11 protein-coding genes are annotated in these 14539 nt (G+C 65.4%); 2 read left to right on the top strand and 9 right to left on the bottom strand.

Annotated elements, in window-relative coordinates; genetic code table 11:
* Positions 1-219: 219 nt before the first annotated feature.
* The 4 genes from IM816_RS04260 to IM816_RS04245 are packed head-to-tail and all read right to left on the bottom strand — an operon-like array spanning position 220 to position 3717.
* On the bottom strand, positions 220-819 hold the full coding sequence (locus IM816_RS04260; protein ID WP_250339905.1) for a PqiC family protein: 600 nt from the start codon (positions 817-819) through the stop codon (positions 220-222).
* Entirely contained in the window at positions 816-2492 is a 1677-nt protein-coding gene (locus tag IM816_RS04255; protein WP_250339904.1) for a PqiB family protein, read from the bottom strand. The genes IM816_RS04260 and IM816_RS04255 overlap by 4 nt, the downstream gene beginning before the upstream one ends.
* Entirely contained in the window at positions 2489-3109 is a 621-nt protein-coding gene (locus tag IM816_RS04250) for a paraquat-inducible protein A (RefSeq protein ID WP_250339903.1), read from the bottom strand. Before IM816_RS04250 ends, IM816_RS04255 begins: the two co-directional genes overlap by 4 nt.
* Positions 3106-3717, bottom strand: coding sequence for a paraquat-inducible protein A (locus IM816_RS04245; RefSeq protein ID WP_250339902.1), 612 nt, complete (start codon positions 3715-3717; stop codon positions 3106-3108). The genes IM816_RS04250 and IM816_RS04245 overlap by 4 nt, the downstream gene beginning before the upstream one ends.
* Before the next feature lie 168 nt (positions 3718-3885).
* On the opposite strand from IM816_RS04245, the gene trxA reads away from it, so the two are divergent.
* A complete protein-coding gene (gene trxA, locus IM816_RS04240) occupies positions 3886-4755 on the top strand; it encodes a thioredoxin (RefSeq protein WP_250339901.1) in 870 nt (289 codons plus the stop codon).
* A 13-nt stretch (positions 4756-4768) separates the two neighbouring features.
* On the opposite strand, the gene IM816_RS04235 is transcribed toward trxA, so the two are convergent.
* Positions 4769-5218 carry a DUF4442 domain-containing protein gene (locus IM816_RS04235; RefSeq protein WP_072322840.1) on the bottom strand — a complete coding sequence of 150 codons (450 nt, stop codon included), beginning with the start codon at positions 5216-5218 and terminating at the stop codon, positions 4769-4771.
* 142 nt (positions 5219-5360) lie between these two features.
* Between IM816_RS04235 and IM816_RS04230 the strand changes: the two genes are divergently transcribed.
* On the top strand, positions 5361-7238 hold the full coding sequence (locus IM816_RS04230) for a M61 family metallopeptidase (RefSeq protein WP_250339900.1): 1878 nt from the start codon (positions 5361-5363) through the stop codon (positions 7236-7238).
* 39 nt (positions 7239-7277) lie between these two features.
* Here IM816_RS04230 and IM816_RS04225 read toward each other — a convergent pair whose 3' ends face one another.
* The 4 genes from IM816_RS04225 to IM816_RS04210 form a co-directional block, all read right to left on the bottom strand.
* The gene (locus IM816_RS04225; RefSeq protein ID WP_072323189.1) at positions 7278-7799 is read right to left on the bottom strand and encodes a Dps family protein; all 522 of its coding nucleotides are present in this window, start codon (positions 7797-7799) and stop codon (positions 7278-7280) included.
* Between the two features lie 78 nt (positions 7800-7877).
* A complete protein-coding gene (locus tag IM816_RS04220) occupies positions 7878-9269 on the bottom strand; it encodes a sensor histidine kinase (protein WP_250339899.1) in 1392 nt (463 codons plus the stop codon).
* On the bottom strand, positions 9266-9931 hold the full coding sequence (locus IM816_RS04215) for a response regulator (protein ID WP_072322837.1): 666 nt from the start codon (positions 9929-9931) through the stop codon (positions 9266-9268). Before IM816_RS04215 ends, IM816_RS04220 begins: the two co-directional genes overlap by 4 nt.
* A 58-nt stretch (positions 9932-9989) precedes the next feature.
* Positions 9990-14264 carry a dermonecrotic toxin domain-containing protein gene (locus IM816_RS04210; protein WP_250339898.1) on the bottom strand — a complete coding sequence of 1425 codons (4275 nt, stop codon included), beginning with the start codon at positions 14262-14264 and terminating at the stop codon, positions 9990-9992.
* Positions 14265-14539 lie beyond the last annotated feature (275 nt).

Here is a 14539-nt window from a genome sequence, read left to right as displayed (position 1 = left end):
CAATCGCGGGAGACTATCCCACGGGGACGGTGAGGCCAAGCCTGGGGCCTTGTGGGGGCTGCTATGGCGACGATCGGAATTTGCTGGTGGAGCCCATCTTCGTGGTGATGGGAACCTGCCGGTGGGAGCCATCCTGATGGCGATGGTAGCTTGCCTCGCTGCTACACCGCTTCGTTGGCTTATCGCCACCAGGGTGGCTCCCACCTGTTTCTATGGGGCCTACAGAGCGCAGGTGGCGGCCTGCCCGGCGGCGAGCGAGCGGATCGCCACTGCCAACTGGTCGGCGACCTTGCCCAGCGCACGCTGATGCGCGTCCACGAGGCTGTCGTAGCTCGACCCGGCGGGCTCGGACACGCGCGACGCACACGTGACCGCGGCGCCCTCGGCGGGACCGCGCACGGACCAGGCACCCTCCACCGTCGCATCGCCACCCAGCACCGAGTCGAAGCGACGGACGTCGAACTGCACGCGGACCACCTTTGCGTCCCGTGCGCGCGGCAGGCCGTGCACGTCGTGCGTGCCAAGGCGTGCCGTCAGGTCGGTCGACAGCGCGGCCCGGATCTCGTCGCCCAGCGGCGAGGCCCAGCGCTCGCCGTCCAGCACCGCGATCGAGCTGGCGCCCTGACGAAGCACGAGTGCGGGTTGATCGACCTGCGGCGGCACGCCCACCGGCTGCACGTCGATGACAAACGCCGCCGTGCCGCTGGCCGGGGGAGCGGCCGGCGGCACCAGCGTGTGGAAATGGGTGGGCGACGAGGCGCAGGCGCCGAGGCTCCCGATGAGGGCCACGAGACCGGCAAGACGAAGGGAATGGATCATGGCTGTTCTTCCTTGCCCGTCTTCGCGGACGGGGTGCTGATCTTCGGCGGTGCGTCAGCGCCACGGCCGCGCAGGAGCGCCTCCGGATGGCGGCCCAGATAGTCGGTGAAGGCACGGACCGAGCGGACGGTGCGCTGCAGTTCCTCGAGCGTCTGGCTGATGTTCTGCTGCAGCGGCGAGTTCTCTGACAACGCGTCGTTGGCTGTGCCGACGGTGCGGTTCACGCCCTGCAAGGTCTTCTTCGCCTCGGGCATCAGCTCGGTGTTGACCTGCTTCAGCGTGCCGTTGAGTTCCTTCAGGCTGCCATCGAGGTTGCGGCCGATCGAATCGAAGGGAATCTTCTCGATCTTGTCGACGATGCTGGAAATCTGTTCCTGCAGATGGTCGAAGTCGCCCGGCGTGGTCGGCAGTTCCACCGGTTTGGCATTCGGGTCGAACGCCACCTTCTTGGCCTTCGGATCGAAGTCGAACGCGATGTAGAGCTGGCCGGTCAGCAGGTTGCCGGTGCGCGCCTGAGCACGCAGACCATGTGCCACCAGCCCGCTCATGATGCGCGGGAACAACGTGTCCTCGTCGCCACCAACGGCCTTGGCGAGTTTTTCATTTGCCTGGCCGAGACGCTGCGGATAGACCAGCGCGCCGACGATGACCGGGAAGGTCTGCGATGCCGGATCGTAGTCCAGGTTGACCGACACCACGCGCCCGATCTTCACCCCGAGGAACTCCACCGGTGCATCGACCGCGAGACCACGCAACGAATGCTCGAAGCGCATGCGGATGTAGCGCGGCTTGCCATCCGGCGGCGCAACGGCCGTAGCCTGATCGTTGAACAGCGTGTATTCGGCCATTTCCGGTGCCGGGCTTTCGTCGTGCGGCCCCGGGGGATCCTGGAACGCCACGCCACCGGCAATGACGGTGGCCAACGACTGCGTGTTCATCTTCAGGCCGTCTGCACCGAGCGAGACGTCGACGCCGCTGGCATTCCAGAATCGCGAGTCCTTCAGCACGAAGCGATCGTTCGGACCGTCGATGAACAGTTGCAGCGATACGCCCTTGCCGTCCTTGTCCAATTGATAGGACACGATGCGTCCAACCTGGATACGCCGGTAGTAGACCGGCGAGCCGATGTCGAGCGACCCGAGGTCGCCCGCGTGCAGCACGAAGCGCCGACCCGGCGCGCCATGGGTAACGGCCGGTGGCGTTTCGAGACCCTTGAAATCACTCTGTTCCTCTTCCGAAGCGCCGGCATCCGCGCCGATGAAAGCGCCGGAAAGCAACGTATCGATGCCGGATACACCGCTGGCACCGACGCGCGGACGCACCACCCAATAGCGTGTGCCTTTGGTGGCAAAGGCACGGGCGTCCTTCTCCAGGTCGATCATCACCGAGATGTGCGTGCGGTCCTTCGACAGCTTCATGGTCGTGACCTTGCCGATCACGACGTTCTTGTACTTGACCTGGGTCTTGCCGGCCTCGATGCCCTCCGCCGTCTGGAAAGTGACGGTGATCCGGGGACCGGCCGACAGGTAATGGCTTACCAGCAGCGAGAGGCCGACCAGCGCGGCCACGATCGGCACCAGCCAGATCAGCGAGAAGCCGAGCTTCGACTTCCGCACGACCGGTTGCGGCAGATCTTCCGGCGGCGAGGTATTTCCTTCGTTGCTGTCGCTCATTGCGATTTCCTGTTGTCCCAGATCAGGCGCGGGTCGAAGCTCATGGCCGAAAGCATCGTGAGCACGACGACCACGCCGAAATACACCACGCCGGGCAGCGGCTCGACGCGACTCAATATCTTGAAGTGGACCAGGGCCGAGAGGATCGCCACGACGAACACGTCGAGCATCGACCAGTAGCCCACCAGTTCCACGAAGCGGTAGAGCCTCGCCCGCTGGCGGGCTACGAAGCCACTGGACCGCTGCACGGACACCAGCAGGTAGCCCATGATGATGAATTTGAGCATCGGTACCACGATGCTCGCCGTGAAGACGATGACCGCCAGCCCCGGCGACCCGGCTCGCCACAGTTCCAAAATGCCGCTCAGGATCGTGTTGTCGTCTTTCGACGAGAGGCTCTGCGTGCGCATGATCGGGAACACGTTGGCCGGGATGTAGAAGATCGCCGCGGCCACCAGCAGCGCCCAGGCGCGGGCGATGCTGCCGTGCTTGCGCACGTGCAGCACGTTGTCGCAACGCGGACAGCGCGCATGAGGGTCGTCGCTGTAGGCCGTGATGAGCCGGCAGACGTGGCAGGACATCATCCCGAGGTCACGGGCCCGCGGTGGCACACTCATGCGGCGTCCTCGCGGGTGGTGTTCCACAGGTCGCGCGGATCATGGCTGGAGAACACTGTGATCAACAGCGTCAAAAACCCGAAGGCCCAGATGCCCGGCCCCGGAACCACGTCGAAATACGTGTGTGCCTTCACCACCGCCACCAGCGTACCGAGCATGAAGACCTCGATCATGCTCCACGGCTTGATCTTGACCAGCGCCGACATCGCCTGCGCGAACCCCGGAGCGCGGCGACCGCTACGGGCAAACCAGAGCACCCAGCCGAAGAGCAGGAGCTGGCTGAGCGGGAAGAAGAACAAGGTCATGGCGCTCAGGAACGCCACCACCTGGGCGCCGTCCTGCCACATGGCGATCACGGCGCCCCATAACGTGGTGGCGGCCGTCATGCCAGACAGCCCCAGGGTCACGATCGGCGACAGGTTGGCGATGGCGAAGACGATCAGCGCCGCCACGATGAGCGCGAACTGCGCCTCGACACCCAGCCACTGGTGACGTTCGAGCACGGCGCCGCAGACCACGCAGTCCGCCACCTCGCCACGGCCAAGCGCCTGCCTCCGATAAACGGAATCGCAGTGTTCGCAGACGATCAGTTCCTGGGCGGTATGCATGCCTTCCAGCGGTCCAAGGCCGCGAGGGCCCGCGCCATATGATCGCAAATCCGCGTAAACGGCGCATGACGGGAGCCGTCGGCGCTCGCCCCTCCCCGCCATGCCGGGCCTTGATATGCTGCCCCTCTTCCCCGACCTACGGGGCATCGACTTTCAAGGAGCATCCCCGTGAACAGCGCCCAGGCCCGTAGTGAACATGTCTTCGACGCGACCAGGGCGGCCTTCGAGAAGGACGTCATCGAAGCCTCGCTCACCACACCCATCCTGGTGGATCTGTGGGCGGAATGGTGCGGTCCGTGCAAATCGCTGGGCCCGATTCTCGAAAAGCTGGCCGCCGAGTACGCGGGCGCGTTCCGCCTCGCCAAGATCGACGTCGATGCCGAGCAGCAGCTCGCCGCCATGTTCGGCGTGCGCAGCATCCCCACGGTCATCCTGATCAGCGGTGGGCAGGTGGTGGACGGCTTTGCCGGCGCGCTGCCCGAAGGCCAGATCCGCGAATTCCTCACCCGTCACGGCGTGCAGCCGGCCGAGGCCGTCGAGACCGAGGCGACGCAGGCTCCCGCAGAGAGCCCCGAAGACGCCATCAACCGCATCCAGCAGGCCATCGCCGCCGAGCCGGACCGTGCCGAACTGAAGCTCGACCTCGCGTTGGCTCTGATGCGCGCGGGCCGTGTGGAACCCGCGCAGGCCGAACTCGACGCCCTGCCCGCCAACCTCGCCACCGATGCACGCGCCGTGCGCTTGCGCAGCCAGCTCGAACTCGCCCGGGCGCTCACGGATGCCCCGCCGCTCGACGTCCTGCGTACACGCGTGCAGAACGACGACAGCGACTGGGAAGCCCGCGACCTGCTCGGCGTGCGCCTGCTGATCGAAGGCGACACCGAAGCGGGTCTGCAGCAGTTCCTCGACATCCTCAAGCGCCAACGCGACTGGCACGACGGTCAGGCCAAGAAGCGCCTCCTCGCCGCCTTCGCCACCATCGACGACGCGGCGCTGGTCAGCACCTATCGCAAGAAAATGGCCTCCCTGCTGTTCTGAGGCACTCGCTGGATCAGCGCTTCGCCTTCTTGCGGCGAACGTAGAGCTGCTTGCGCACGGTGGCGACATGCTCACCGGCCGCCGTGCGCACCTCGGTATCGAACCAGCGCAGGCACTTCTCGCCGTTGGCGGTCGCCGCGCGCAATTCGTCCAGCACCGCGTCGTCGAGGCGGAACTCGGCGTAGACATCCTCGCGACCGGGCGCTACGAAGCGGATCTCGGCCGCCTGGTCCCAGACGATGTAATCGTCGCCAAGGCTCTTGAGCGTCATGATCATCCAGAACGGGTCGGTCATGGAGAACAGGTTGCCGCCGAAGTGCGTCCGCACGTAGTTGCGGTTGTACCAGGCGAGTTTCAGACGCACTTTCGCGTAACGGTAGTCGTCGAAGGTAACGACGCGTATCCCGGTGAACAGGAAGGGCGGCCACGCGTTGAGGATGCGTCGCAGGGTGGGTGCTTTCATGGGCCCATGCTATCGACGGCTTCCTGCCCTGCGAAGTCCCCCGTTTCAAACAAGGCCCGGGTGGGCATGACCTATGGCACGGGCCCGGAGCGACAGCCGCCCATGACCATCGGGGATCGCCAACCGCCAGGGGATCCGAACCATGCGTCTGCCGCTTCGTCGCGCCACCCTCGCCGCCGCCGTCGCTTCCGCGATCGCCCTCGCCGCCCCCGCCACGGCCGCCGATCTGCCCGCTGCCGTCGACCAGCCGTATCCGGGCAACCTCGTGCTGCACGTCGATCTTTCCGATGCCGCCAGGCACCTCTATCACGTGCGCGAGACCATACCGGTCAGCGGGAATCACGCGATTCTTTACTACCCGAAGTGGATTCCCGGCGTACACGGGCCTTCCGGCCCCCTCGCCAATGTCGCGGGGTTCGTGGTGACGGGCAACGGCAAACGCCTCCCCTGGCGTCGTGACCTGCAGGAGATGTACGCCTTCCACGTCGACCTACCCGCAGGCGTGAATGCGCTCGAACTGAGCTTCGACTACCTGGCGCCGGCCACGCCCAGCTACATCCCGCTCTCGTTCAACGAAGTGGCCTTCTATCCGGCCGGGTACTACAGCAGTCGCATCACGGTCGAACCCAGCGTGAAACTGCCCGCCGGCTGGAAGTACGCCTCGGCCCTGGAAACGGCCGCGCAATCCGGTGACGAGGTCCGCTTCAAGCCGGTGAGCTTCGAGAACCTCGTCGATTCGCCGCTGATGACCGGCAAGCATTTCACGCGCATCGACCTCGCACCTGGGCAGGACACCCACGTCCACCTCAACATCACGGGCGACACGGCCGCGGGGGTGAAGGCGACGGACGAGCAGATCGCGAAGCAGCGGTCCCTCGTGGTGCAGGCCAACCGGCTGTTCGGCGCCCATCACTACGCGCACTACGATTTCCTGCTGGTGACCTCGGACCACACCGGCCATTTCGGACTCGAACACCACCAGTCCAGCGACGACCGCCTGTTCGCGAACTTCTTCACGGACGCGGACGTCAACGTGGCCGCCGGCACGCTGCTGCCGCATGAATACATCCATTCGTGGAACGGCAAGTTCCGTCGCCCCGCGGACCTGTGGACGCCGAGCTTTGCCGAACCGATGCAGGACGACCTGCTCTGGGTATACGAAGGCCTGACCGATTACTGGGCCGGCGTGCTCACGGCGCGTTCGGGCATCTGGACCACCGCGCAGTGGCGCGACTCGCTGGCGGGCATAGCCGCCGATATGTCGGCCCGCACGGGACGTTCGTGGCGCTCATTGCAGGACACGGCTGACGGCATCCCGCTCACGTCGCGCGGCACGCCGGGGTGGACGAACTATAGGCGCAGCTCGGACTACTACCCCGAAGGGCAGCTGCTCTGGCTGGACGTGGACACGAAGATCCGCACCCTGTCCAACGGCAAGCACACGCTCGACGAGTTTGCGCGCGCGTTCTACGGCATGGACAACGGCAGCTACACGCCGAAGACCTATACCTTCGACGACGTGATCGCCACGCTCAACGGCATCCAGCCGTACGACTGGGCAAGCTTCCTCCGCGAGCGCCTCGACGCCACCGGCGACACGCTACCCGAGCACGGCATCGAGGGCGGCGGCTGGAAGCTCGTCTACGACGACAAGCCCACGCCGTTCGTGAAGACGGCGGAATCCCTCCGCAAGACGGTAAACCTGGCCTATTCGTTGGGCATCCAGGTATCCGACAAGGGCGTCATCACGGATGCACAGTGGGAAGGCGTCGCCGCGAAGGCCGGACTCGTCCCGGGCGTGACCCTGGTTGCGATCAATGGCAAGGACTATTCGGCGCAGGTCCTCAAGGATGCGGTCACGGCGGCGAAGTCGAACAGCGCGCCGATCGAGTTCCTCATCAAGGACATCGACGATTACTCGACCGTGAAGGTGGATTACCACGGCGGGCTGAAATACCCGCACCTCGTGCGCGCCGACGGCAAGGATCTCATCGGCGACATTGCGACGCCGCGGAAGTGACACGAGAGGGCCGGCGCCCGGGCGCCGGCCCTTTAAATCTTACGCGTGTTCGCGTGCGGTCTCGAAGAGGAACCACACGCGGCGCTCACCCTCATCGATCCAGTTCTCGATGAGGCTCGCGGTGGCGACGTCACCGTATTCGTCGCACACACCGTGCATTTCGCGCAGGAAGCCGACGTAGCGCTCGTTGTCGTCACGCAGCTCTGCAAGCATGTCCTGCGGGGTGACGAAGTCGGCGTCGTTGTCGGCCAGGCGCTGCAGGCGCGAGATGTGACCGATCGAACGCACCGTCGTACCGCCGACCTTGCGCGCGCGCTCGGCGATGTCGTCGGTGATGGCGAAGATCTGTGATGCCTGCTCGTCGAGCAGCAGGTGCAGATCGCGGAAACGCGGCCCCGACATATGCCAATGGAAGTTCTTCGTCTTGAGATACAGCGCAAAGGTGTCGGCGAGCAATGCGCTCAGTCCGCCCGAGATGTCGCGCGTGGCGTCCGCACCGAGGCCGGTCGGCGTGGCGAGATCCGACTTGCGCAGCTTTTTGGTCGTTTCGGGGTTCTTCATCGTGACGCGCTCCATGGGTTGGGCTCCTGAGGATGCGCCGATCACCTTTCGCGTGCTTGAATGAAACGCGCTCGCAGATCACGCCGTCGGCAGGGATACCACTACGCGCAGGCCGCTGGCGCCGTCGTCGCGGTCAAGCATGCGGATCTGGGCGCCGTTGAGTTCCACCGCGCGCTGCACGATCGACAGGCCGAGACCGTAGCCGGAACCCTGGGTATCGATGCCGCGCTGAAACCGGGTGAACATGGCCTCGCGCTTTTCCGCCGGGATGCCCGGACCGTCGTCCACCACCTCGATCACGGCCTCGCCGCCGGCCTGGCGGATCGACAGTTCCACATGGCCGCCTCGCGGCACGTGGCGGAAGGCGTTCTCCAGCAGATTGCGTAGCAGCGCGCTCAACGCCACGCCATAGCCTTCAACAAACTGGTGATCGGGTAGTTCGACGCTAAGTTCAACGCCACCGGAACCGATCAGCGCCGACATTTCCTCGATGACGTCCAGGGCCAGTTCGCTGAGATCGACGCGGCTGCGCGGGCCCGCCGCGGCACCTGCCTCAAGACGCGCCAGGGCCAGCAACTGTTCCGTACGGCGGGCCAGCGAGACGAGACACTCCCGCGCCGCCTGCAGTGCTGCCTCGGCTTCGTCGGGGCGGGCGGAGGCCATGGCGTCTTCCAGGTTGATCATGGTCGAGGCCAGGGGCGTGCGCAGTTCGTGGGCCACGTCGGCGCTGAAGCGTCGCTCACGTTCGAGCGCCTCTTCGAGCTGCCCGATCTGCTCGTTCAGGGCCGCGAGCACGGGTTGCAGTTCGGTAGGCGCGTCGCGCAGATGCACAGGCTCGCGACTGCCAGGCTCACGTCGCGAAAGCGCCTTGGCCAGGGCATCAAGCGGGCGCATGCCGCGTCGGATGGCCCAGCCGACGAGGTAGGCCATCAACGGCAGACCCAACAGCATCGGCAGACCGTGCTCGATCCACAGGGCACGCGTGATCTCGTTGCGGCTGTCATAGCGCTCACCCGCGCGGATGACGATGTCGTCGTCCTCCTTGATCAAGGTGAACACGCGCCACTCGTACTTGCCCTTGCGGACGTCCTCGTAGCTTCCATCGGTGGCCTGGGTCCGCGGCAACGCGGCCAGATTTTCCGTGGCCAGCAACAGCGTGCCATCGCGATCGAATACCTGGAATCCCACTTCCGACTCGAACGTACGGCCCTGAACGGTCAGTTCCTGCGGGTGGTTGGACACGCTGGGCACGAGCAGGCGCGCGGCCCGCTGCTGACGCAACTGCTCCACGCCGATGCGATCGACGAGTACCTCCAACGTACGCGCCGCCTGGGCCAGCCGGCCGTCCGAAAGCTCGTCCACTTCCTCCAGCGTGTGCTGGGCACTCAGGAAACCCAGAGGCACCAGCACCGCCGCCAGCACGCATACGATGAGGACAAGCAGGCGGGCGCGCAGGCTGGCCGCCGTCACTGCGGTTCCCGGGGCACCATGTAGCCGAATCCGCGTACTGTCTGAATCGCCCCGTGGCTCAACTTGCGTCGCAACGAGTGCACCAGCACCTCGAGCGCGCTCGTGCTCATGACGTTGTCAGGACCGTACAGCGAATTCTCCAGCGACTCACGGCGAACGATGCGGCCAGCACGCTCCATGAGCGCCTGCAGCAGCGCGAACTCGCGGCGGGTCAGCTCCACGCGCTCGCCGTGCCAGGTCACGTCGAAGGTGCCGAGGTCGAGGCTCAGCGCCCCCGCCTCGAGGCGGTTGACGGCGGCGCCCCTCGCGCGGCGGGCCAGGGAGCGAATACGCGCCGCCAGTTCGTCCAGGTGGAACGGCTTGATGAGGTAATCGTCCGCGCCTGCGTCAAGCACGCGGATGCGCGAGTCCAGCGCATCGCGGGCCGACATCACGATCACCGGCGTGGTCACGCGCAGGCGCCGCGCTTCGGTGAGCACGTCCATCCCGTCCCTGCCCGGCAGACCCAGGTCGAGCAGGACCAGATCCGCGTCGTGGTCGCGCAAGGCGAGCAGTGCCTCGTTGCCGTCGCGGAACCAGCTGATCGTATAGGCCAGCCGCTCCAGTGCCCGGCGAATCGCCTCGCCCAACTGAACGTCGTCTTCGACAAGGATGATGTGCACGGGCAGAGACTCGGCATCGGATATGAACCATTATCCTGGGCCCGAGCTTAGCGCGTCCTTAGGTACCTGGTCCGTGTACCGGCGACAGGCCGGCGGCAATGGCGGCCTCGGCCAGATCGCGCAGGCCTATCGTGCTCGGATCACCCGCCGGAGCGTCGTCGGCAAACGGTATCGTCGTGGTCGTGGGCCGGAAATAGTCCATGTAGTCCCGCCGGGCTTCCCGGGTCGCCAGCCAATCCCTTCCCGGATGGCGCACGGTCAGCCCGCGCGCATGTCGTCGCAGCGCATAGTCCACATAGCGACGCTCGGATATCGGGTCATGCTCGGGATTCCAGAGATTGACCCGCACCGGCGCCGCCAGCATGCGCTCCGTGAAGGCGACGGGCGACTCGGACGACTCGTGCCCATCCGGTTCCACTCGCATCATTTGCCGGCCGGACGCATCCCACCGCTGCGCCACCTCGCGAACCAACGTCGCGTAGCGGTCCGCGCTCGCCACCATGCCATACATGGGGTCCACGATGATCGTGCCCGCAGGCAAATCATCCAACCGCCGGCCGAGGGCCTGCTCAGGCCCCGCCATCCGCAGGGCACCTTCATCGGCAGGCATGATCAGCGTGAACACATGATCCTCCGCGCTGCCCACGAAGGCGACGTGCGCATCTTCTCGGAGCATGCCTCGCAGCCTTCGGGTCGTCATCAGGGCACTGACGTGCAGGTCGGCAAACCCCATGTCGATGAAAGCACTGATGGGCTGCCCCGTCCTGAACAATTCGGCGTAAGTGTCCACATCGAGGGGACGCCGCGACGATAGCTGAAGGTCCATCGCCATCGGCACGCGGGGATTGAGATGAACATCCGAAAGAGGAGGTAAGTGATTCGTCACGGGAATCAATGCCGGCGCGGCGGGGATCGGTCGCCCGTTTCGATCGACATGCGTCGCATAGCGCAGCGCAGTCCCTGAGGTGGGATGCCGAACAGTAAGCACTACCCCGCCGTCGGGAGCGATCTCGGCGCCGCTGAGCGACCGGCTGAAGAAACGCAGAAGCGGCTGCGGGATGGCATCCGCGATAGTCATCACGTTCGGCAGATCGCGCGAGATGTCAGCCGGAAGGACATCCGTCAGCGCGAGGGAAGTGGCGATGAACTCGCCCGGATCCATGACCGCAAGCCCTTCCGCGAGCGATGTCTCAGGACGCCATACGCCGTCTCGCTCGACGACGTACCGACCGGTCGAGCGATGCGTACCGTCTCCTTGTGCAAGCACCTCGTAGCCGACGGCGCGCGCATCCGGGGATATCTCGACGAGCTGCGTGCGGCCGTCCAGATGCCGTAGCCGGGCGTAGTAACGGCCTTGCATCCCAAGATCGTCGTCGGCTTGTGACCCCATCCTTGCCAGGACGGCCGGATCCTGGACCGTCAGGTATTCCAGCGCGGGAGGCAGCAGCGCGCTCTGTCGTTCGGCAATCCGACTCAGTACCCCCGCTGCCAGCAAGCGCGAGTCCATCACGCCGGGTGGCAGCGTATCGGGCAAGAGGTCGCGCACCTCATCGATCTGTCGTATCTCTTCTGGCGTGAGCGACGCGGGTTCGTGCGCCAGGGCATACCTCAGCCGCGAGATACGCATCAACAAGACGATCTGCTGGTGAGGCATGGGAAGGGAACCGATCCAGGACCGATGCATACGCTCGAGTTGAACGCGGTTGGACGTGGCATCGATCCGATCGGCCAGCATGGTACGGAAGGCGTGCTCGCGCTGCGCCCCATCCCCCATTTGCACCGGCACTCCGAACTGCGGACGCTGTCGCTCCACGGCCTCAAACAACGAGGCATAGCGAAACCCGCTGTCCGGAAGCCGAGGACCGAGCACGACATAGGCGTCGCCACGGCGTTCCACCAAGAGTGCCGTGTCCGGAACGTCTTCTTGCGCCACCTCGTTGCCGTCGGGCAGCACGGCAAAGGCAAGGCTGTGATCGCCACGGAACACGGCGAGGGCACGGCGCGTCTGCTCGGCAAGGATGGGAGCGACGATCCGCAACTCGGAAAGGGTCCACGTCCTTGCCGTCGGATCGCGCAGGCGGGCGGACAATGTCTCGATGAATCCGTGTCCCACACTCAGCCGTATCAAGGGATCCGCGATGTCCGCATTCGCCCCGATGCCCGTCACCAGGGGCCCGGATTCGGACACGCCGAATTGTTCCAGCACTTCCGCAGCGCGAGTGAGCACGCGCGGGTCGGTTGTGAACATGTTCGCCACCCGGTGCGCGAGCACACTACCAGGCAGGTAGTTGTCGGCAACGTCGGCAAGCCTCCAGAATCCGTCGTATCCGCGCTCGATCAGCGGACCGGGGCTGCCGTCGGCCAAGGCCATCCGATAGCCCCTGCCAGCATGAACGAGCTGCGCATAACGTGCGGTGGACGAAACGCGCAAAGGCACGTAGATCTGGTGATTGTGGGCGAAGGTGCCGTCGCCAAGGTGCATCGAATAGCGCGGAACCGCCCGACGGGTGTGCCGCCGCACCTCGTCTGCCGCCCAGAAGCCCGTGCTGCCGTCGTCTCGCGCAAAGACGCGATTCACCCTCTCCGCCCGCCAGGAGGGCGGACGCGTGGGCCCCAGGGGATAGCCGATCTTTCCGTGGACGCGTTGCGGACGAACGAACGATGGCCGCGCCTCATTGCTTGCCGTGTCGTCTTTCCCGGTCCGCATCTCATGCCCAAACACCGCGCCCAGCGGTACGTTGGTCACGACCGTGGAAACGACCTGCTCCACGCCGCCAGCCCTCTCCGCTTCGGTCCGGCCGTCGATGGCCTGTTCGATGCCCGTTCCGACACCGGCGAGTCCCGTGGCGATCTGCACGGGAATGGCCAGGATGGGCACATAGCCCAGCGGCGCGACCAGCGTCGCCGTACGATTGATCCGGGTTCGCCACGCATCCCATGCCGTGCTGGCCTGCAACTTCGCATCCTCGCTCAGACGCTCTTCGGCCTGCATACGCATGGCCTCGAACACGTCGCCGCTGATCGCCGTTTCTGCATGATCCACCGTGCCGCCATCGGCCTGCCAACGGCCGGTGGCGAGATCTTCCAGGCCGTGCTTGACGCCCGTCCAGAACAAGCTGTCCTGACTCTCCCACTCGCCGAAATGCGCAAGCAGGCGGGTCGCCTTCGCCGGGTCCTTCGCTTGCGTCAGCGTCCATTGGCGAAGCGCGGCCTCGTCACGGACGACCACGAAGCGCGGCGTCTCGCCCGGCATGTACATGATTTCGCTCTTGTCCGGGGCGAAGAACCGGATAAGGTCGCTTGCCGCATAACCGTTGATATCGAAGCGACGAGCGCGACCTGCGCTGGGCGAAGACTTCCGCAATTGTTCGAGAGTCACCGGACCGTTCAAGGGGACCTGCGACGCTGCGGCCTGCATGACGGCTCCGTATTGCGCCTCGGTAAGCAGGCCCGTGTCGCGCGCATGCCGCGCCTGCATGACGAACTCGTAACGCGCCAGCAAGGGCCAATCGGCGCGGGTTCGGGCCCAGTACGCATCCAGCTTGGCCTTCAACCGGCTGACGTACGGCAGTTCCGAGAACGTGCCGGGCGCGGCGAAAGATTCCACCAACTGCGAGAGCAGGATCGGACTGGCGTGGCCCGCATCGAAACCGCCGACCTTGTAGATGCCAAACGCCTCATCCAACGGGCGGCGATCCTCGCGGACGGTTTCAATGACGTTGCCCTTCGCGAAAAACGTGTTGTAGATATATCCAGGGCCGGTCCTGCTCCACAGCAACTTGCCAAGCGTCGAGAAGACGTCCGCGGCGTTCTTGCCGTGCACGAGGTGCACGACCGTAGCGACGATGCCGGGACTCGCCGCGCCGCCACCGTTCAGGCCACCCACCGTGTCAGACAGTTCGGCGAACCAGCCATGCCGATCATGATCGGGAAAGGCGTTGATCAGCGCGTCGATCAGGGACATCACGTTGTCGGGGGTTTCGCGGGCGCGTTGATCTGCCGTGGCGAAATGAGCGACCACGTATGCATCGCCATCGATGTTCCAGCGTTCCTTGATGATGTCCTTCGCCACTCGGCGCGGATTGGGAATAGGAAACCGGGACGCCTGGCGCGCGATCTCATGAAACGTCCGCTCGTCGTCGGCGGTCGCGAACGGCAGGCTGCGCGGCCATGCGGGAAGCTGGCGTGTCGCGGACATATCGCTCGCGTTCGCCGTTTGCGCCGCGTCCCTGCGCAAGGCAGGATCCGATGCGCTGGCGACGCTCGTCGCAGGCACCAGAGCAGCAACGAGCACGAGCAGGTGAGCACGTCTCTTGGAAGGCAGGTAAGTCATCTTTCATCCCTGTTGATGGAAATCGAGGGGCGTGACAATAGTTGGGAGACGACGGAGCGTCTGTCGCCCGAGAACGGATGGCGATGGCGGCTTCGACGTGCTCGGGTGTCCTACGCCGCCCACGTCGGCGAACGCATGCCGACGGTGCGGTTGGTTTCGGGGCTCCCTGTGGTCACGGAAATACACACGGTGCGGGTGACCATGCCCGGATCAGCGAGATGCATCGGCATCGGCATGAGCGTGGCGACGCACTCGCTGATCCTGGCCCGAGCTGA

The organism is Luteibacter flocculans, assembly GCF_023612255.1.
GTDB lineage: Bacteria > Pseudomonadota > Gammaproteobacteria > Xanthomonadales > Rhodanobacteraceae > Luteibacter > Luteibacter flocculans.
This window is presented reverse-complemented; position numbering and strand designations above follow the sequence as displayed.